The following is a 19,180-nucleotide window of genomic DNA, read 5'->3' on the forward strand; positions in this document are numbered from 1 at the left end:
TCACGTCGAGGAGCAGGACGTCCTTGACCTCACCCTTGAGGACACCGGCCTGGAGCGTGGCGCCGATGGCGACGACCTCGTCCGGGTTCACACCCTTGTTGGCCTCCTTGCCGCCGGTCAGCTCCTTGACGAGCTCGGCGACGGCGGGCATACGGGTGGAGCCGCCGACCAGGACGACGTGGTCGATCTCGCTGAGGGAGATGCCGGCGTCCTTGATGACGTTGTGGAACGGGGTCTTGCAGCGCTCGAGCAGGTCGGCGGTGAGCTGCTGGAACTGGGCGCGGGTGAGCTTCTCGTCCAGGTGCAGCGGGCCCTCGGCGGAGGCCGTGATGTAGGGCAGGTTGATCGTGGTCTCCGTGGAGGAGGACAGCTCGATCTTGGCCTTCTCGGCGGCCTCGCGCAGACGCTGCAGCGCCATCTTGTCCTTGGACAGGTCGACGCCGTGGCCGTTGGCGAACTGCTTCACCAGGTAGTCGACGACGCGCTGGTCCCAGTCGTCACCACCGAGGTGGTTGTCACCGTTGGTGGCCTTCACCTCGACGACGCCGTCGCCGATCTCCAGGAGGGACACGTCGAAGGTGCCGCCACCGAGGTCGAAGACGAGGATGATCTGCTCGTCCTTGTCGAGGCCGTACGCGAGCGCGGCCGCGGTGGGCTCGTTGACGATGCGGAGGACGTTCAGACCGGCGATCTCGCCGGCCTCCTTCGTCGCCTGACGCTCGGAGTCGTTGAAGTAGGCCGGGACGGTGATGACCGCGTCGGTCACCTTCTCGCCCAGGTAGGCCTCGGCGTCGCGCTTCAGCTTCTGAAGGATGAAGGCGGACATCTGCTGCGGGTTGAAGGTCTTGCCGTCGAGCTCGATCTTCCAGTCGGTGCCCATGTGGCGCTTCACGGACCGGATGGTCCGGTCGACGTTGGTGACCGCCTGACGCTTGGCGACCTCGCCGACGAGCACCTCGCCGTTCTTCGCGAAGGCGACGACGGACGGCGTGGTCCTGGCGCCCTCGGCGTTGGTGATGACGGTGGGCTCGCCGCCTTCGAGAACGCTGACGACGGAGTTAGTCGTGCCCAGGTCGATGCCGACCGCACGTGCCATTTCAATTCCTCCAGCTGACTGACTTGAGTGGAACTGACTCAAGGATGCACGACGGCCGAACCAGAGTCAACAGACCTGAGTGGGGTCGACTCAACTCTTCACCGCCCCCGGCGCTCAATGAACGCCTCGACGGCGCGCGTCGTTCCCCGCTCCGGCACCCCCCGCGTGAGAGAGTCCGGACATATCCCATGATTCTCGCCGGAAGGTGTACGCGCATGACGGCGAAGCGCGCGTTCGACATCGCGGGCGGGCTCGCCCTCCTCGCCCTGCTGTCCCCGCTGATCACCGCGGTCGCGCTCTCCGTCGCACTCGGAACCGGCAGCACGCGCGCGGGGACCACGCACGGATTGCTGCGCCGCCGCCCCGTCGCCGGCCGGGACGACCGGACCTTCACGATGCTGACCTTCCGCACGAAGAGCCCGCTGGCGAACCTGCCGCTGCTGCTCCACGTCGTACGCGGCGAGATGTCGCTGGTGGGACCGTGCCCCCTGGCGCCCGGACACCGGGAGAACAGAGGGGACGGGCGGCGCCGGCTCTCCGTACGGCCGGGGATGACGGGCCCGTGGCAGATCAGCGGGCGGTCGGAGCTGCCGTGGGAGGAGCGCGAACTGCTCGATCTCCACTATGTGGACCATCACTGGCTGGGCATGGACCTGGTGATCCTGGCGCGTACCCTGCCTGCAGTCCGTAAACGTCGCCACGCGGCCCACGCACCCCACACGGCAAGGGTTGCCTGAGCGACACAGATCACCGTGAGCTCCGCTACAGTGCGCGGCCGCGACCCGGTAATCTCGGCACGGACTGAATAAGTTACCGCTTAGTAGTGCCACACTCGACAGTGCCGGAAGTGCTCGAGAGTGCCGGTGCTCCGCCTCGCAGGCCCGCCCGAGGAGCCCCTCATGCAACTCGCCGCGATCGTCGTGTCGATCGTCATCACGGTGGTAGCCGTCGCGCTGTTCGGCCGCGCCACCGCGCAGATCTACCGCTTCGTGCGGCTCGGTCAGCCGGTGCCCGCGGGTACGCGCACCGGCGACCCGAAGCAGCGCACCGTCACGCTGGTCAAGGAGTTCCTCGGCCACACCCGGATGAACCGCTGGGGCGTCGTCGGCGTGGCGCACTGGTTCGTCGCGGTGGGCTTCTTCTCCCTGCTGCTGACGATCGTCAACGCGTTCGGCCAGCTCTTCCAGGCGGACTGGCTCATCCCGATCATCGGCGACTGGCTGCCGTACGAGATCTTCACCGAGTTCCTCGGCCTGATGACCGTCCTCGGCATCGTGACGCTCATCGTGATCCGCCAGCTCAGCAAGCCGACCCGGGCGGGCCGCAAGTCCCGCTTCGCGGGCTCCAAGACGGGCCAGGCCTACTTCGTCGAGGCCGTCATCCTCATCGTCGGCGTCTGCATCATGACGCTGCGCGCGCTCGAGGGCGTCCAGCACCACGTGACGAGCTGGGAGCCGGGCTTCTTCGCCTCGTACCCGCTGATCGCGCTGCTCGACGGGCTGGACCTGAGCACGATCCAGAACCTCACCTACTTCTTCGCGGCGCTGAAGATCGTCACGTCCTTCACCTGGATGATCACGGTCTCGCTCAACACCAACATGGGTGTGGCCTGGCACCGCTTCCTCGGCTTCCCGAACATCTGGTTCAAGCGCAACGCCGACGGCTCCACCGCCCTCGGCCCGCTGCAGCCGATGACCTCCGCCGGCAAGCCGATCGACTTCGAGGACCCGGGCGAGGACGACGTCTACGGCGTCTCCCAGGTCGAGCAGTTCTCCTGGAAGGGCATCCTCGACTTCTCCACCTGCACCGAGTGCGGCCGCTGCCAGTCGCAGTGCCCCGCCTGGAACACGGGCAAGCCGCTCTCCCCGAAGCTCCTCATCATGTCGCTGCGCGACCACGCGCACGCCAAGGCGCCGTACCTGCTCGCGGGCGGCGGCAAGACGATGGAGGGCGAGGAGAAGGCGACCGAGGAGCAGCTCAAGGACGTCCCCGCGGCCGCCCTGGCCGAGGCCGAGCGCCCCCTGATCGGCACCGCCGAGGAGAACGGCGTCATCGACCCGGACGTGCTGTGGTCCTGCACCACCTGCGGCGCCTGCGTCGAGCAGTGCCCGGTCGACATCGAGCACATCGACCACATCGTCGACATGCGCCGCTACCAGGTCATGATCGAGTCCGCCTTCCCGTCCGAGGCCGGCACGATGCTGAAGAACCTGGAGAAGAAGGGCAACCCCTGGGGTCTCGCCAAGAAGCAGCGCGTCGAGTGGACCAAGGAGGTCGACTTCGAGGTCCCGATCGTCGGCAAGGACATCGAGGACCTCACCGAGGTCGACTACCTCTACTGGGTCGGCTGCGCCGGCGCCCTGGAGGACCGGGCCAAGAAGACCACGAAGGCCTTCGCCGAGCTGCTGCACATCGCGGGCGTCAAGTTCGCGATCATGGGCGGCGAGGAGAAGTGCACGGGCGACTCCCCGCGCCGCCTCGGCAACGAGCCGCTGTTCCAGCAGCTCGGCCAGGAGAACGTCGCGATGCTGAACATGGCGTTCGGTGAGGACGACGAGGACGAGTCGACGAAGAAGCCGAAGTCGGCGAAGAAGATCGTCTCGACCTGCCCGCACTGCTTCAACACCATCGCCAACGAGTACCCGCAGCTCGGCGGCGACTACGAGGTCATCCACCACACCCAGCTGCTCCAGCACCTGATCGACGAGGGCAAGCTGATCCCGGTGACCCCGGTCGAGGGCCTCATCACCTACCACGACCCGTGCTACCTGGGCCGCCACAACAAGGTCTACACGCCGCCGCGCGAGATCATGTCCGCCGTCCCCGGCCTGCGCCAGCAGGAGATGCACCGCCACAAGGAGCGCGGCTTCTGCTGCGGCGCCGGTGGTGCCCGGATGTGGATGGAGGAGCGCATCGGCAAGCGCATCAACACCGAGCGCGTGGACGAGGCGCTGTCCCTCAACCCGGACATCGTCTCCACCGCCTGCCCGTTCTGCCTCGTCATGCTGACGGACTCCGTCAACGGCAAGAAGAACGACGGCAAGGCCAAGGAGAGCCTCCAGGTCGTCGACGTGGCACAGCTGCTGCTCGACTCGGTGAAGACGCCGGCGGAGTCGGCGCCGGCCGAGGAGCCGGAGCCCGAGCCGGCCGCGTGAGCACCGCTCGTCCGTAGCGAACGTGCCGGAAGGGCCGCCCCGCGTCACGCGGGGCGGCCCTTCCGCGTACTCGCGGGCCTCAGTTCTGACGGTCTGCTCCTCGGGCGTGAGGGAGCCGAAGCGGAGCTCGACGCGGCGCTCCTTCTCGGAGAACCTCGCGACCTCGCCGTTGGGGAGGGTGACGCGCGCGTCGGCCTGGTGCGGCGCGGGCTTGGGCGTCGGGGTGGCGATGGCTGCGGTACGAAGGGTCCGACGGGCGATTCGCGGGGGAAAGTTTCTTTTGCGTGGCTTGTTCGGCGATACATGCGCGGCAGGAGCCCCATATGGGGGCATTCCATCGGATTCGTAACGACCCTCGCAGGGCTGGGACGCGGCTCCGTAACCCCCCGGACCCCCTAGGGGATGTCACAGCTCTGCCGCACTCTCCCGCCGTGGCGCGAGGGCACAGCGGGAGCGGGTACGTTCATGGACGTGGCTGGATTCAGGAACGGACGCGGCCGGGCCGGCGGCCCCCCGCAACAACGACCGCAGCAGGCGCCGTACGGGTACAACGCGCCCCCGCCGCCGTACCCGCAGCAGCACCAGCAGCCCCCTCGGCAGCAGTGGGCGCAGCAGCAGGGGTACGGGGACGGGGAGCCGGAGTACTTCGGCGACCCGCACGCGCCGCAGCAGCAGCACCCGCAGCAGCACTACGCCGCCAACAACCCGGGCCACACCCAGGTCTTCAGCGTCAACGACGACCCGTACGGTCAGGGCGCCGCCTACCAGGCCGGCGCCGCCCCCGTCCCCACGGGCCCGCGGCTGCCCTGGAAGGCCCTCCTGAGCGGCATCGTGCTGCGCCCGGCGGACACCTTCCTCCGGATGCGGGACCACGCGGTGTGGGGCCCGGCGCTGATCGTCACGTTCCTCTACGGACTCCTGGCGATCTTCGGCTTCGACAAGGCCCGCGAAGAGGCGATCAACGCGACCCTGTCGACGGCGATCCCCTACGTCCTGATGACCGCCGTGGGCTTCGTGGTCGGCGGACTGATCCTCGGCGCCGTCACGCACACGCTGGCCCGCCAGCTGGGCGGCGACGGCTCCTGGCAGCCCACGGTCGGGCTGTCCATGCTGATCATGTCCATCACGGACGCCCCGCGCCTGGTCTTCGCGCTCTTCCTCGGCGGCGAGAACGGCCTGGTCCAGGTCATCGGCTGGCTGACCTGGCTGGCGGCGGGCGCGCTGTTCACGGTGATGGTGAGCCGCTCCCACGACATGCCGTGGCCGAAGGCGCTGGGCGCGTCGGCGATCCAGCTGGTGGCCCTGCTGAGCCTGATCAAGCTGGGCACGCTCTAGGAACCCGTACCAACGGGAGAGGGCCCCACCGCGGAAGCGCGGTGGGGCCCTCTCCGTCTGCCTGGGTCAGGCATCGAGGACCTGGCCCTCGCGCTGGACGACGGGCGGCTCGACGGACCAGGGGAAGTTGATCCACTCGTCGGTCTTCTTCCAGACGTACTCGCACTTCACGAGGGAGTGCGACTTCTCGTAGATGACCGCGGAACGCACCTCGGCGACGTGGTCGACGCAGAAGTCGTGGACGAGCTTGAGGGTCTTGCCGGTGTCGGCGACGTCGTCGGCGATCAGGACCTTCTTGTCGGAGAAGTCGATCGCGTTCGGGACGGGCGCGAGCATGACGGGCATCTCCAGCGTCGTGCCGACCCCGGTGTAGAACTCCACGTTCACCAGGTGGATGTTCTTGCAGTCCAGGGCGTAGGCCAGACCGCCGGCGACGAAGACGCCGCCGCGGGCGATGGAGAGCACGATGTCGGGCTCGTAGCCGTCGTCGGCGATGGTCTGCGCGAGCTCGCGGATCGCGCGCCCGAAGCCCTCGTACGTCAGGTTCTCGCGTACTTCACTCATGCCGGCTACCGCCTCACACCTGGGTCCGATGGAAGTTCATGTACGACCGGGAGGCCGTCGGCCCCCGCTGCCCCTGGTACCGCGACCCGTAGCGCTCACTGCCGTACGGGTGCTCGGCGGGCGAGCTCAGCCGGAACATGCACAGCTGGCCGATCTTCATGCCAGGCCAGAGCTTGATCGGCAGGGTGGCGAGGTTCGACAGCTCCAGCGTCACGTGCCCGGAGAAGCCCGGGTCGATGAACCCGGCGGTCGAGTGGGTGACGAGCCCGAGCCGCCCCAGGGAGCTCTTCCCCTCCAGGCGGGAGGCGATGTCGTCCGGCAGGGTGATGACCTCGTAGGTCGAGGCGAGCACGAACTCGCCCGGGTGCAGGATGAACGCCTCGTCACCCTCCGGCTCGACCTCACGGGTGAGGTCCAGCTGCTCGACCGCGGGGTCGATGTGGGGGTAGCGGTGGTTCTCGAACACCCGGAAGAAGCGGTCAAGCCGCACGTCGATGCTCGAGGGCTGCACCATGGATTCGTCGTACGGGTCGATGCGCACCCGTCCGGCGTCGATCTCGGCCCGGATGTCCTTGTCTGAGAGAAGCACGGTCCCACGATACGCAGAGGGCGCTGAGCTCCCCCAATCGGGAGAACCCGCGCCCCTCCGTCGATCTCCGCAGACGATCAGCGCTGCTCGAGCTCCACCGGTACGGCGTGCCGCAACCGCGCGCACCGTGGGCACCGAACGAGCCGCCCGGGCCCGATCCGCCCGACCCCGAGCTGCTGCAACGGGAACGAAGCGGTGCTGAAAACGTGCCCCTCGGCACAGCGGACGACGGTGCGCTCCATCGAACCCATCAAGTCCCTTCCCCGACAAGTGGTGGACGAGACAGCCACATTAGGGGATCGGGGGCGACACCCCGCGGAGGGCACTCCGAGCGAACGCGCTTCGCCCCGGATGCGGGATGGGGTACAGTGTGCAACGATGCCGCATCGATCATCGGGCGGCTGCGCGGATGTAGTTTAATGGTAGAACATGAGCTTCCCAAGCTTATAGCGCGGGTTCGATTCCCGTCATCCGCTCCATAGCAAAGCCCCAGGTCAAAGACCTGGGGCTTGTTTGCCGTCTAGACCTCTTGCGGCCCAGGTGGGTCCTCAGTCCGTGTGTCGCGGGTGCCGGGCGCCTACTCGCTCCGTCAAGGGCCTCTCCGACGTCGCGCACGCGATGAGCCGTGCGGGCTGGGCCGACCTTCGAGGCTAGACGGTGAGCTCTACGATCCTCGGAGGGTCCTGGGTGTAGTCGCTGTACCGCACCCAGCGGGGCCGAACCCGTACATGGGTGATGCCGGGCCAGGCAAGGCGTTCACGCCCGTCCGGGTACGCGGTGAAGTAGCACTCCCGGACACGTTCGAGGTCCGAACCGACGGGGAAGTCCGCGACGCCCTCGATCTGTGCGGTGATCTCGTCCCAGCCGACAACGAGCGCGATACGGGGGTCGGCGCGCAGGTTCTGGTACTTGCGGGTCGTCTCGACTGTGTCGAATACGATCTCCATCTCCTCGCTGACCGCGATTCCGACGACGGCAGCCTGGGGCGCCCCGCCAGGAGTAACGGACGCCTGGACGGCGAGCTTGTGCCCGCGCAGAAACCGGATCAGCTCATCGTGCTGCACGGGCCTTCTGTACCACGGGTGTGCCCGGGTGGCCGGTATATCGGTCCCCGGTGACGCCGTCCCTCAGGCAGCTGCCGAGCCCGGGACCTGACCGGCTACGGAGGCCGGAGAACTGCGGAGCTGCTCCGCAAGGCGCGGTGACGACGCGGCTGCATCCGGGATTCCCATACGAGGGGTCGTGGCGCCGCGGAACGAGCTATGCACCCTCGTTGTCACCGTGCAGGGAGTGGATCATGCCCTGCAGGATCCGGAACGCGTCTGACTGCTCGGTCTCGGTCAGGCCGGCCAGCATTCTGGCCTCGACGGACCGGACGGCTGCGCTCGCCTTCTCGAGGCTTCGTCGGCCGCGAGGCGTGAGCCGTGTGGGAAGCGCCTTCCCGACGGGTGCCTCCGCGGGCCTGGTCACGTAGCCGTCTCGTTCCAGGGCCTGGAGTAGCACGTTCATCGTCTGCCGTGTCACGAATGCGCCCCGCGCGAGCTCGGAGTTCGACAAGCCCGGCCGTTGCGCCAGCAGTTCGAGGCAGGAGTAGTGCGTCACGCTCATCCCGAGCGGCCGCAGCACTTCCTCCATGGCCACACGGAGGGCGCTCGACGCTTCCTTGAGCAGGTAGCCCAGTGACGTCTCCAGGTCGACCCCGACACCTTCTTGACTCATGTCAGCATTCTGACATAGGTTGCCACGTGTCAGAAAACTGACACGAAGAGAAGGAGCGTCATCATGCCCGCCACCGGCCCTGACTTCATCTCGCTCCAAGTGCGCGACCTCGACGCTTCGCAGGCGTTCTACGAGCAGTACCTGGGCCTCGTCCGCTCGCCGGCCGGACCTGCGCACGCCGTCGTCTTCGAGACGAAGCCGATCGCGTTCGCACTCCGCGACGTCGTTCCCGGCACCGACCTCGCATCCGTCGCTCAGCCCGGCATCGGTGCCGCGATCTGGATCCACGCCACCGACGTCCAGGCCATCCACGACGCGCTCGTCGCCGACGGTCACACCATCGTCTCCGCACCGATCGACGGTCCCTTCGGTCGGACCTTCACCTTCGCCGATCCCGACGGCTACCAGGTCACGCTCCACGACCGCGCTTGATCGACCAAACCGCAACGGGCCGGCGGCACGGCAAAAGCCGACCAACCAGGGCTCCGGCAGTCCCGTCAAGCCCGCTGCTGCCCATGCCGATCCCCAGGGGCACGGAACTCGCCACCCACGACCGCCTCGCTCGTCCTCGGCCCCGCCTCGGCACAGCCGCCCACACGGCCGCGCTATGCCTGCCCCCTCGGAGTCGGCCCACCATGACCTGGCAGTGGATCGGCCTCGCGTTCCTCTCCCTCACGGTGCTGCCTTTGGGCCTGGCCATGGCGACGAACCGGGTCCCCGAGCGGCTGCGCCACCGACTGGCTCCTGTACGACCACGCGACTGGGCACTCCTGCTGATCTATGCCACCGCCCCCGCCAACGCGCTCCCCCGCATAGCGGGCGCCTCCTCCGACATGGCACTCGGCTGCACGGCAGCCGGCGGTGTACTCGCCGTTGCCGGCTGCCTGGTCCTGGGCCTCACCACCCGCACGCGTCAGCGCCGCCCCGCGGTGGCCCCGCGCGAGGGCTCCTGACTCCGTGCCCGCAACAGCACCTCGGATCAGCCGCGCGCGACGTGAGGCCCTATCGCTCTCCGCCTGGTGGGCCGTGCTCACCCTGGCCCTCTGGCTCCTGGAACACGCGACGGGCCACCCGGCCGGCCTCGCGGCGAGCGCCGCGTCCGCCGCACTGATGGCTGCCATCGGCGAAACCGGCGACTGGGCCCGCCGACGTTGGAAGGCCCGACGTCACCCAGCGGAGAAGCACGACGCCTCCACTGCCCCTGAACGCAAGCCCGTGCCACAACGTGCCAGTAGGGGCGGTAAACAGCGGTCACCAGCGGCTTCGCCGAGTCGACCCACACGAGGCCGCCAATGGCAGTTATCACAGGTCAGAGGCCATACGTACGCTCAAGTACCGGGTGATTCCCAAGCTTATAGCGCGGGTTCGATTCCCGTCATCCGCTCGTGAACGAAGGCCCAGGTCAGCGACCTGGGCCTTCGTCGTTGGCAGGCCGGTCTCGCCGTTCGTACGCCCTTCAGCCCCGCGAGATGGGGCACGCGGAGGGCATGAACATTGCATTGTCTCGCCGGAGGCGCCACATGAGCACTCTGACCTGCCCTTACGGCAGCGTTACCACCACTGCGGCCAGGTAGAAGCTCTGAGCCGGGTGTCACCTGTACCGGAAACACGGGGCCGCCTCGCTCTCCTGCGGAATAATCAAGACATGGCAGCCACACCCAGCGTTCCCGAGCTCCGCCGAGCCAGATTTGCCAGGCGGCTTCCAGCCAAGCTCTCGGAGCTCGGTGGCCCCGCCCGCGGCCACGTCGACCTTCCGCTGCACCTCGCATGGTCCGGCCTGTCTCGGTTCGACCTCGACCAGCCCCGGTTGCGGATGGGCTGCTATCGGATCGTGCTGGCCGAAGGGCAGCACGATGACCTGGTCCATTACCTGAACCGAGAACTGCTCGTCGCCATGTGGCCCGTCCTGCGCACACTGATCAGCCGGGACATTCGCGATGTCTGGGAGGGCGCCTTCAACGAACTGACGCCCGACGCCCAGGCTGCTGCGTGAATCTCACGGAACTGCACCGGCGACTCCTCGCGGACCTTCGGGGCGGTGAACAGCGGTCAACACGGTATCGCCGAGAAGCGAGAAGCACCTCATGAGAACTGGTTTCCGCAGTCAGACCGTAGGTGGCCAGGCCGGGCGACGGTGATTCCCGAGCTTGTAGCGCGGGTTCGATTCCCGTCATCCGCTCTTGAACGAAGAAGGCCCAGGTCGCTGACCTGGGCCTTCTTCGTCACCGTTCCGGAGGAGCCGGAGTTCGCGGATCGTCAATATCGACTGCGATCTCGAACCCTGAGGTCGAGCTGAAAGTAGCGACGTTGCCGGACAGCTGAATTCGATCAAACGGATTGGATTCAGTGAAGAACATCGCCCAGATCAGCGCACGGTCGGCAGTCAGACGTGCAATGAATCCCTCCGAACCGTACGAACCTTCTCCGCCCCACAGAAGCCCCTTCCCCCCCAGGTCCACAGCGGCAAGCCCATCGACCGAGGACACCCAGGAAGGATCGTCTTCCAGCATCTCGTCGAGCTCGAACGGGGAGAGCACCAAGAAGCCACTCGGCGCGCCGGAGTCGAGGGCGAGATCGTAGGACCGCCCGTCGGCGTAGTGGAGTGCGTCCTTGATGGGAAGCTCAAAGTCTTCCCACAAGCGTTCGATCGTGGTCATTTCTTGTTCTTACACTTCCCGTTGCGCACGTGCTGTGGCCTCTCCTGGAGTCCGGCCGGGGGAACCGGCTCACCCAGTTCATTTCTATTCCGCGCGGAATTCATGCGCCTTTGGAATTGCTGTGCCCAGGTCCGTCCGGTCGTCGAATCAGGGTGAACCGCGTTCGGGTCGACACGTTCGATGATGACCGGCCTCCCCACTTCGCGTGCCGCATCAAGCCTTCGGTTGTCGTACGACACCAGCTGGCCATCTACTTCCATGACCTTCAACGCCGTACCGGGGCGTCGCCAGTCCCACTCCCCGGAGCGCATCTTCTCCACGTAGTCGTTCGGGGAAACCGTACGTTGGGAGAAGTTGATATCTTCCGGATTGACCCATTCCGGCTCACCGGCAAGCCCCAGCTGGTCAGCCCAGCTATGGGGGTTGCGAACATACGTCGTCGCGTTGGGCGCCGGAACCAACCCGAGCGGGTCCGGTGTGGTGTAGCGGGCGGTCTCCGGGTCGTAGTGCCGGAAGTAGTTGTAGTGGAGGCCGGTTTCCTCGTCCGCGTACTGGCCGGGGAAGCGAAGCGGGCAGTCCACCTCTCCTTCCGCGGCGGGAAGGGGGGTGCCCCAGAGAGTCGTCCGGGACTGCCAGGCAAGAGTGCCGTCGGACGTGACCAGTTCGACGGGCGTTCCGACCAGGTCCGTGACGATCGCGAGGAAGCGGGCGTCGAACTCGGACTGGGAGGTGGTGCCCGCGAGGCCGAGGAGGGAGTGGCCGGCCTCGGGTTCGACCTCGGTCGCCCGGCATGTGGACTGGGATATCGGGCGGTGGGTGCCAGGCGCGTAGTCCCATGTCGTCGCCGTGCCGTCCACGTCGACCTGCTCGGCCAGGCAGGTGCCGTCCCAGGTGAAGGTGAGCGCGGTTCCGTCCGGAGCCGTCTTGGAGATGCGGCGGCCCAGGGGGTCGTAGGCGTAGGTCCATTCCCCGCCGTCGGGGGTGGTGGCCCTGGTGAGACGATTCTCCGCGCTCCACGTGTACGTCCAGGTACGGGTCTGGCCGTTGAGGAGCTTGCGGGTCTTGCGGATCAGCCGACCGGCCGCGTCGTGCTCGTAGGTGGTGCGGCCCGCCCGGCGGATGACGGCGCCCTCATAGCTCCGGTCTCCCGCTGCGGGGTGGTGCGGCGCTTCGGCGTGGGTCTGGTTGCCCGTCCGGTCGTACGTGTACTTCTCGCTCCAGCCGTGTGCCTGGACGCCCGTCACCCGACCCATCGGGTCCAGGCTGAACCGCCGTGTCCCGGTGGTCAGTTCGCGGATTTCGGTGAGGTAGCCGTCGGGGCGGTACGCGTAGAGGCGCTGCTGGAGGATCCGGGCGGCTTCGGTCTCGTCGCGGGTGGCGAGGGTCTGGTTGGTGAGGCGGTCGCCCGTGTCCCAGGCGTGCGTGAGGGTGGTGTCGGCGCCGATGCGGCGTTCGGTCTCGCGGCCCACGGCGTCGTAGGCGAAGGCAAGGGTCGCGTCGCCTCTCCTCAGTCCGGTGGGACGGCCCGCGGGGTCGTACGTCCACTCCGAACGCGCGCCGGAGGGGGTGGTGCGCCGGGTACGGCGGCCCATGGCGTCATACCTGTAGGCGCTGATGCCGCCGTTGACCGTCTCCGAGACGACGCGCCCGGCCGCGTCGTGCTCCCGGCTCAGTACCGCGTCCGCGTTCGCGGCGTGAAGCAGGGCGCCACTCGCGTCGTAGGCGTAGGTCGTGACGTCACCGGTCGACTCGTCGCGCTGGGCGATCATGCGCCCGACCGCATCGAGAGTGAAGCGCAGTGTCTGGCCCAGTGCGTTCGTCTGTGCCGTGAGACGGCCGGCCGGATCGCGTTCGTACGTGCGCGTAGCGCCGTCGAAGTCGGTTTCCGCGACCAGGTGGCCTGCCGCATCGTAGGTGTAGTGCCACTCCTTGCCCTGCGGGTTGGTGACTCTGATCAGGCGCAGCTCGGTGTCGTAGGCGAAGGCGTAGTGCGCGCCGTCGGGGTCGGTCCTCGTGGCGGGCTGGTCGTAGTGGGTGTACGTGTAGGTGGTGGTGTGCCCGGCCTCGTCGGTGTGGAGGACGAGATTCCCCTCGGTGTCCCACTGCCACTCCTCGCGGCCGCCGTCCGGCCCCTCGCGCCAGGCCCTGGCGCGTGACCTGATCGACGTCCGGGCGGCAGCCGATCGCTGGAGTCACATCGAGCTCGAAGAGCTCGGCCGCCGCCACGCTCGTGACAGCTTCGACCTCTCCGACCTTCAGCCCGGCTCGCCGGCGCGGACTGGATCGACGACACCGAATTCGCGGCCTACGGACTCGACGACCAGCAGACCATCGAGCTGCGCCGGTGGGCTCAGGAGTGGGCCGACGACATCGCCGAGAGGCTCCGGGAAGCGGAAGGCCCGCCCGACGACTGATCACCGGGCATCGGACACGCGGAGGCAGCGCCGCATCGCCGAGGAAGCTGGTCGTGCCCCATCCGTGCCCCTCGAGGCGGTGAACAGCGGTCACCACGGGTATCGTCGAGCCAGCGAGAAGCGCCGCGAAAGGACCTGTTTTCGCAGGTCAGACAGCGAGTGGCCAAGCCGGGCCGCGGGGGTTCCCAAGCTTGTAGGGCGGGTTCGATTCCCGTCATCCGCTGTTGAACGGACGAAGCCCCAGGTCAGCGACCTGGGGCTTCGTCGTTGCCCAGGCTTCCAGCCCGGAAAGCGGCGACTCACCGGGATACCAGCGCCGCCACCCCGTCGAAGATCCGCTCCAGGCCGAAGTCCAGTGAACTCGCCTCCCGTGATGCAAAGGCGCCCGCCGCGATCGCCTCGGTCAGGGCGGGAAAGCGCCCCTCGTGCCGCTCCAGGGCTTGGGCCGTCAGACGGGCCCACTCCTCGCTCGCCGCATCGTCGTGGTCGATGTACTGCTGGGCGACGGTGCGGACGTGGCCCGCGAGCAGCAGGAACGTGTCGTGTTGCTGGGGGGCCGACAGTCCCGTTCCGGCCAGTGCGGCCAAGGCCGCTTCAAGCCAGCCGAGTTGATGGGGACCCATGATCTGACGGCGCGTTCCGGTCGCGGCCAGGATCCACGGGTGGCGGCGGTACATCGCCAGACAGCGCCGGGCCCACTCGGTCAGCTGCGGGCGCCAGCCGCCCGGGATGTCGCCTATCGCGGCCGGGGGGCCGATCGCGAGGTCGACCATCAGATCGAGGAGCTCCGTCTTGCCGGGGACGTACCGGTAGAGCGCCATCGCGGTGACGCCGAATTCCTTGGCGACCCGCGCCAGCGAGACCGTGTCCAGCCCTTCCCTGTCGGCGATCCCGACGGCCGCCTCCGCGATCCGGCTCGCGGTGAGCGAGGGTTTCGGGCCCCTGCTCGGCGGCTCCTGCTCGCCCCAGAGCAACGCGAAGCTCGCCTTCACGCCGCCCTGCCCCTTGGCCTTCCTCGCAGCCACCCGCGCCTCCTCCGCCGATCCCGTTGACACCTCAGCCTAACTGTTTATACCGTATATCCAACAGCTTACGGCGTATACAGTTTCTCGGAACAGGACCTCAGGGAGCCGTCGTGATCGCCACCATCGCCGCCACCGTCGCCGCCACCTCCGCAGCCGCCCTTGCCGCATCTGCGGTCGCCTTGCTCGGCCACCGCGCCCTCGAGCGTTCGCGCAACGCCTCGCTGATGAAGATCACCTCCCCGAACGGCATCGACGAGCAGGGCTTCGTCCGCATCGGCGGCATCGAGCAGTGGATCTCGATCCGTGGCGAGGATCCGGCCAACCCGGTCATCCTGGAACTGCACGGCGGCCCCGGAGCCTCGACCGCGATCTTCGGGCCCCGCACACGGTCCTGGGAGAAGCACTTCACGATCGTCCGCTGGGACATGCGCGGCACCCTCAAGACCCTGGGGCGCAACGGCGCGGAAGGCTCTGGCGAGATGACCTTCGACCGGGTCTACGCGGACGCGATCGAGATCACCGACCACATCCGGGCCCGCCTGGCCGTCGACAAGGTCGTCCTGCTCGGCCACTCCTACGGGAGTGTCTTCGGTCTGCGGCTCGCCCGCGCGTTCCCCGATCGCTACTCCGCGTACGTCGGCACCGACCAGAACATCCACGACGCCGGCCGCGACGACTCCGTACACCGGGCCCTGCTCACCCGCCTGCGCGCGGGAGGAAAGCGCAGGGAAGTGGCAGCGGTCGAGGCGCTCCACCCCGACGAGCGACGGTGGACGGCCCGCGAACGCGCGATGCACGCCAAGCTGCTGGCCACCAGCGACCCGCTGACCCTCGACACCATGAAGAAGACCGTGATGGGGTCGCTGTGGTTCTCACCGCTGCACTCGCTGCGCGAGATGAGACTGTTCCTCAAGGGCATGCCCCTCTCGGAGCAGATCGCCCAGGCCACCGCCGGGTGCGACGACTGGGCGGACGGGACCGAGTTCGAGCTCCCCTTCTTCGTCTTCCAGGGCGAGAAGGACGTCCTCACGTCGCCGGCGCTCGCCCGCCGCTTCTTCGACGACGTCCAGGCGCCGGTGAAGGGGTTCGCGCTGATCGAGGGCGGCAGCCACTTCGCGGCGTTCCGACGGCCGGAACGGTTCCTGGAGCTGCTGCTGGCCCACGTACGCCCGCTGGTCGCCCGTGAGACGGTCGGCACAACTGGCGCCTGAAGAACCTGGCGAGCCGAAGCTGCCGCCGACGCTTCCCTGGCGCCCGCGGGCGGGGCCGTGCCACAACGTGCCGGTAGAGGCGGTGAACAGCGGTGAACAGCGGTCAACAGGGGCCGACCCGGAGCCGACCAGGGGCGATCGAAACCACCTCTTCGGCACTCTTTCAGCAGATCAGAGGCCACATGTAGGCGCAAGTGCCGGGTAATTCCCAAGCTTGTAGCGCGGGTTCGATTCCCGTCATCCGCTCCACGACAAAGCCCCAGGCCAGAGACCTGGGTCTTCGTTGTCGTCCAGAGCTCTCAAGGGTGAGGCCGCGTGGACCTTCCGCAGTCGGGCCGGTGACTCGCTGCGGAAGCCGGCTCTGCGACGAGGCGTCCGGTCAGCGGTGTTCGGCCCCTCCTGCCCGTGCCGCCGCAGTGGCCGGCATCGTGCGGCGGCGGGGCATGTTCGTGGAGTGGCGGCGTCGTGGGTGGTCACCGAGGGCGTGGCGGCTCGTCGACGTCGGCGGCATGGAGAACCTCACTGATGAGCAGGTCGAGGTCGTCCGCGGTGGTGCGGTAGTTGCACAGGCAGGCGCGCAGGACGGTGCGTTCGTGTACGGCGACGGTGGCGAGGAAGGCCCGTCCGCGGGCCTGGACGCGCTGGGCAATACGGGCATGGAACTCGTCCGGGCCCTCGGGGGCCGGGTGGCTGATGCGAAAGCAGACGACCGGCCAGGGGCCGCTGGGCAGCAGTTCCATGCGGGGTTGTGCGGCGATCCGCCGGCGTAGCTGGTCGGCGAGGGCGAGGTAGTGCTCGATCAGGGCGGTGACACCGTCCCGGCCCAGGTGGTCGAGGGTGGCCCACAGGGCCAGCGCTCTGGTACCGGGGCGGGTGAGCTCGATCGTGGCATGGGAAAGCCAGGGCAGTGCATCGCCTTCGTCGGCGGTGAGGTAGGAGGCGCGATGGGCGAAGGCCGTGTGCAGGTGTTCCGGATCGGGGACGAGCAGGGCTCCGCAGCCGACCGGCACGCTGAGGGTCTTGTGCGGGTCCACGGTCAGCGAGTCGACGGCCCCGACGCCCCGGTACAAGGGCGCCAGTGCGGGGACGGCGGCTCCGAGACCACCCCAGGCGCCATCGGCGTGGTGCCACATCCCGGTACTCCGGCACAGGGCCGTGACCGGTTCGAGCGGGTCGACGGCGCCGGTGGCGGTGGTGCCCAGCGTGGTGACGGTGCAGAAGGGCAGCAGGCCCGCGTCCAGGTCAGCGGTGACCGCGGCACGCAGCGCCGCCGGGTCCAGGCGGTCGTGCGCGTCGGCGGGGACGGGGCGCAGCCGGTGGGCGGGCAGCCCGATGCAGGCGGCCGCCTTGGCGACGGACATGTGCGCCTGGGCGCTGTAGTAAAGGGTGAGGCGGGCGTGGTCGCGGTCATAGGCGGGCCCGTCGCCGCTGCCGCGGCGGGTGAGGAACCAGGTGCGGGCGGTGGCCAGGGCGAGCAGGTTGGCCATGGACCCGCCGCTGGTCAGCACCCCGCCGGTGGTGTCGGGCAGCGCGGCCAGTCCGGCGAGCATGCGTACCGTTCCGCGCTCCAGGTCCATCAGGGCGTTGTCGCCCATGCCGCAGGTCGCGTTGACGGCACAGGCCAGGAGTTCGGCGATGATCCCTGCGGGGGCGGGCGGCGAGTTGACCCAGGCGAAGAACGCGGGGTGGCCGTTCCCGGTCGGGAACGGCGCGATCTCATCCCGTACGAAGTCCAACACCCGGCCCAGCTCCCCACCGTCGCGGCCGAGCGGTGCCTCGCGCAGCCGGTCCCGGTGCGTCGCGGGCATCGGACGGCTCACCGGTTCCCCGGTCAGCTCGCTCAGGTACTGCGACACCCACTCCGCTGCGGCGGCGAGTTCGTCCCGCAGCACCTTCGGGCTCACCCCAGGCGGCAGCTGGTCCATGGGCGAGAGGTGGTCGCCGCGCCCACCCGGAGCGAGGTCTGGCGAACGGGTCATAGCTGCGTCTCGGGCCTTTCGTCATCACAAAGGCCCTCAGGTCGGAGCATCGAGGGCCGTGATCGTAACGAGCGACCCCACCTGCCGACACGCCACCGCCGGCCCCCGAAATGATCCGGCGGCGGGCCGGCCCGCCACGAGACCGACACAGTGCGGCATGTACGTGCTGCCCCGCTGGGTGCGGGCACGAGAAAGGCCAAGCCCCCGCGGCGCACGGCCGCTTCCCGTCATCCGCTCCAAGGCAAATCCCCAGGTCAGTGACCTGGGGCTGGTTCGTTGGGAGGCGAGCTCGCTGCCCGCTCGCCCTTCAGTCCCGCAGGACGGGGCACGCGGAGGGCATGGCCCCCCATGGTCTCGCCGGAGGTCCCGCGGCCTCCGCGAGCCGTAGGGGGACTTCTCCGGCGCCGACCACTGTCGCGGGCCCCCGGTGGCCGCAGAGGTCCCGGCCGGTCGGCCACCGTCTTCAGGAACGCTTCGCCCGAAGGCAATGAATACCTGCATTCGCGACCTGAGAATTTAGCCGTCCTCGCTCGGAGAGTTTTTGTCGGCAACACGCAGGGGAAAACATCGGTCGCGCACAGGCCGTAGTGACGTGCTACCGTCGAAATCAGTTGCAGTTTTGGTACCCGAATACTCCAGGCGCCTCCTGCCGGCCGCGTGCCGCACGGAAGCGCTTTGCATTTCCGGTCGTTTTCCGGGCAGGGCATCATCGCGGCGACTCGGCGTCCGTACGGTACGGATCCCGTCGTAATGCCCCAAGGAGACATGACATGACTACCGGCACCGTGAAGTGGTTCAACGCGGAAAAGGGTTTCGGCTTCATCGAGCAGGACGGCGGCGGCCCCGACGTGTTCGCCCACTACTCCAACATCGCCTCCCAGGGCTTCCGTGAGCTGCGGGAGGGCCAGAAGGTCTCCTTCGACATCGCGCAGGGCCAGAAGGGCCCCACGGCCGAGAACATCGTTTCCGCCTGACGCCGACGCGTAACACGTAGCCGGGGCCCTCATCCTTCGGGGTGCGGGCCCCGGCTGCATGCGTTCCGAGGGGTTCTCACACCTTTGCGCCTCTCGCATTTCCTCACTCGCCCAGGTGCACCGAAAATTCCCTGACCTGGGCCACGCCGCCTGCCGGCCTCATTCAATTCGGCGCCCGTGCCCGTGGTTCCCGGCGCCGCCCATCCGCTGCCGGAATTCCTCGATACGCACCGCATCAAGGAAGGCCCCGTCAAGCAGGTCGGCGAGGTCATCACCCGCCAGGACCGCCGCGACTTCACCGCCGGTGAGGCCCTCCGGGCCATGACCAAGCTCGGCTTCACCTGCCGTGGCCTTCCCCGGCCGCCCGCGCCGCTCCGCGCCTCCGACGCCCTCCAGCACGCCTCCGCGCTGCTCGGGGCCCCGACGGGGACCTGACCCCGCATACGGACGAACGTGAGGCCG

The 19,180-nt window shown here is 68.4% G+C and carries 17 protein-coding genes, 1 tRNA gene and 2 pseudogenes; 11 read left to right on the forward strand and 9 right to left on the reverse strand.

The window, feature by feature from the left end:
* Nucleotides 1–1,096, reverse strand: a 1,096-nt coding sequence (locus tag AB0M16_RS17350; protein WP_365343643.1) for an Hsp70 family protein, incomplete at its 3' end; no start/stop codon positions are given.
* Between the two features lie 215 nt (nt 1,097–1,311).
* On the opposite strand from AB0M16_RS17350, the gene AB0M16_RS17355 reads away from it, so the two are divergent.
* From AB0M16_RS17355 to AB0M16_RS17365, 3 genes are all read left to right on the forward strand, one after another.
* On the forward strand, nt 1,312–1,833 hold the full coding sequence (locus tag AB0M16_RS17355; protein ID WP_365343645.1) for a sugar transferase: 522 nt from the start codon (nt 1,312–1,314) through the stop codon (nt 1,831–1,833).
* 162 nt (nt 1,834–1,995) lie between these two features.
* Nucleotides 1,996–4,251, forward strand: a complete 2,256-nt coding sequence (locus AB0M16_RS17360) for a (Fe-S)-binding protein (RefSeq protein ID WP_365343647.1) — start codon at nt 1,996–1,998, stop codon at nt 4,249–4,251.
* Nucleotides 4,252–4,716: 465 nt separating this feature from the next.
* Nucleotides 4,717–5,586 carry a Yip1 family protein gene (locus tag AB0M16_RS17365; protein WP_365343649.1) on the forward strand — a complete coding sequence of 290 codons (870 nt, stop codon included), beginning with the start codon at nt 4,717–4,719 and terminating at the stop codon, nt 5,584–5,586.
* Nucleotides 5,587–5,652: 66 nt separating this feature from the next.
* Here the strand turns inward: AB0M16_RS17365 and AB0M16_RS17370 are convergent, their stop codons facing one another.
* Together AB0M16_RS17370 and dcd are read right to left on the reverse strand one after the other, a co-directional pair.
* Complete coding sequence (locus AB0M16_RS17370; RefSeq protein ID WP_365343651.1) at nt 5,653–6,150, reverse strand: phosphoribosyltransferase; 498 nt, start codon at nt 6,148–6,150, stop codon at nt 5,653–5,655.
* 13 nt (nt 6,151–6,163) lie between these two features.
* Nucleotides 6,164–6,739 carry a dCTP deaminase gene (gene dcd / locus AB0M16_RS17375; RefSeq protein ID WP_137988410.1) on the reverse strand — a complete coding sequence of 192 codons (576 nt, stop codon included), beginning with the start codon at nt 6,737–6,739 and terminating at the stop codon, nt 6,164–6,166.
* A gap of 405 nt (nt 6,740–7,144) precedes the next feature.
* Between dcd and AB0M16_RS17380 the strand changes: the two genes are divergently transcribed.
* Nucleotides 7,145–7,218 (forward strand) — tRNA-Gly (locus tag AB0M16_RS17380).
* Between the two features lie 171 nt (nt 7,219–7,389).
* On the opposite strand, the gene AB0M16_RS17385 is transcribed toward AB0M16_RS17380, so the two are convergent.
* Together AB0M16_RS17385 and AB0M16_RS17390 are read right to left on the reverse strand one after the other, a co-directional pair.
* The gene (locus tag AB0M16_RS17385; protein WP_365343653.1) at nt 7,390–7,803 is read right to left on the reverse strand and encodes a pyridoxamine 5'-phosphate oxidase family protein; all 414 of its coding nucleotides are present in this window, start codon (nt 7,801–7,803) and stop codon (nt 7,390–7,392) included.
* 196 nt (nt 7,804–7,999) lie between these two features.
* Entirely contained in the window at nt 8,000–8,458 is a 459-nt protein-coding gene (locus AB0M16_RS17390) for a MarR family transcriptional regulator (RefSeq protein WP_365343654.1), read from the reverse strand.
* Nucleotides 8,459–8,521: 63 nt separating this feature from the next.
* Between AB0M16_RS17390 and AB0M16_RS17395 the strand changes: the two genes are divergently transcribed.
* From AB0M16_RS17395 to AB0M16_RS17405, 3 genes are all read left to right on the forward strand, one after another.
* Nucleotides 8,522–8,890, forward strand: coding sequence for a VOC family protein (locus AB0M16_RS17395; RefSeq protein WP_365343656.1), 369 nt, complete (start codon nt 8,522–8,524; stop codon nt 8,888–8,890).
* Between the two features lie 203 nt (nt 8,891–9,093).
* Nucleotides 9,094–9,411 (forward strand): hypothetical protein, encoded by a 318-nt coding sequence (locus AB0M16_RS17400; protein ID WP_365343658.1) that lies wholly within the window; start codon nt 9,094–9,096, stop codon nt 9,409–9,411.
* 692 nt (nt 9,412–10,103) lie between these two features.
* The gene (locus AB0M16_RS17405; protein WP_365343660.1) at nt 10,104–10,451 is read left to right on the forward strand and encodes a transcriptional regulator; all 348 of its coding nucleotides are present in this window, start codon (nt 10,104–10,106) and stop codon (nt 10,449–10,451) included.
* Between the two features lie 229 nt (nt 10,452–10,680).
* Here the strand turns inward: AB0M16_RS17405 and AB0M16_RS17410 are convergent, their stop codons facing one another.
* Together AB0M16_RS17410 and AB0M16_RS17415 are read right to left on the reverse strand one after the other, a co-directional pair.
* Entirely contained in the window at nt 10,681–11,115 is a 435-nt protein-coding gene (locus tag AB0M16_RS17410; RefSeq protein ID WP_365343662.1) for a hypothetical protein, read from the reverse strand.
* Nucleotides 11,112–13,259 (reverse strand): annotated as a pseudogene (locus AB0M16_RS17415) (RHS repeat-associated core domain-containing protein); the annotation flags it as partial. The pseudogene AB0M16_RS17415 and the gene AB0M16_RS17410, both read right to left, overlap by 4 nt.
* A 1-nt stretch (nt 13,260) precedes the next feature.
* Between AB0M16_RS17415 and AB0M16_RS17420 the strand changes: the two are divergent.
* A pseudogene (locus AB0M16_RS17420) lies at nt 13,261–13,529 on the forward strand (hypothetical protein); the annotation flags it as partial.
* Nucleotides 13,530–13,828: 299 nt separating this feature from the next.
* Here AB0M16_RS17420 and AB0M16_RS17425 read toward each other — a convergent pair.
* A complete protein-coding gene (locus AB0M16_RS17425; RefSeq protein WP_365343664.1) occupies nt 13,829–14,554 on the reverse strand; it encodes a TetR/AcrR family transcriptional regulator C-terminal domain-containing protein in 726 nt (241 codons plus the stop codon).
* Between the two features lie 110 nt (nt 14,555–14,664).
* Here AB0M16_RS17425 and AB0M16_RS17430 point away from each other — a divergent pair, with 110 nt between their 5' ends.
* On the forward strand, nt 14,665–15,765 hold the full coding sequence (locus tag AB0M16_RS17430; RefSeq protein WP_365343666.1) for an alpha/beta hydrolase: 1,101 nt from the start codon (nt 14,665–14,667) through the stop codon (nt 15,763–15,765).
* A gap of 473 nt (nt 15,766–16,238) precedes the next feature.
* Here the strand turns inward: AB0M16_RS17430 and AB0M16_RS17435 are convergent, their stop codons facing one another.
* A complete protein-coding gene (locus tag AB0M16_RS17435) occupies nt 16,239–17,744 on the reverse strand; it encodes a pyridoxal-dependent decarboxylase (RefSeq protein ID WP_365343668.1) in 1,506 nt (501 codons plus the stop codon).
* Between the two features lie 770 nt (nt 17,745–18,514).
* Here AB0M16_RS17435 and AB0M16_RS17440 point away from each other — a divergent pair.
* Both AB0M16_RS17440 and AB0M16_RS17445 read left to right on the forward strand, forming a co-directional pair.
* Entirely contained in the window at nt 18,515–18,718 is a 204-nt protein-coding gene (locus AB0M16_RS17440) for a cold-shock protein (RefSeq protein ID WP_226729086.1), read from the forward strand.
* 207 nt (nt 18,719–18,925) lie between these two features.
* Nucleotides 18,926–19,153 carry an SCO5918 family protein gene (locus AB0M16_RS17445; protein ID WP_365343999.1) on the forward strand — a complete coding sequence of 76 codons (228 nt, stop codon included), beginning with the start codon at nt 18,926–18,928 and terminating at the stop codon, nt 19,151–19,153.
* Nucleotides 19,154–19,180 lie beyond the last annotated feature (27 nt).

It is taken from the genome of Streptomyces sp. NPDC051921 (assembly GCF_040680975.1).
GTDB lineage: Bacteria > Actinomycetota > Actinomycetes > Streptomycetales > Streptomycetaceae > Streptomyces.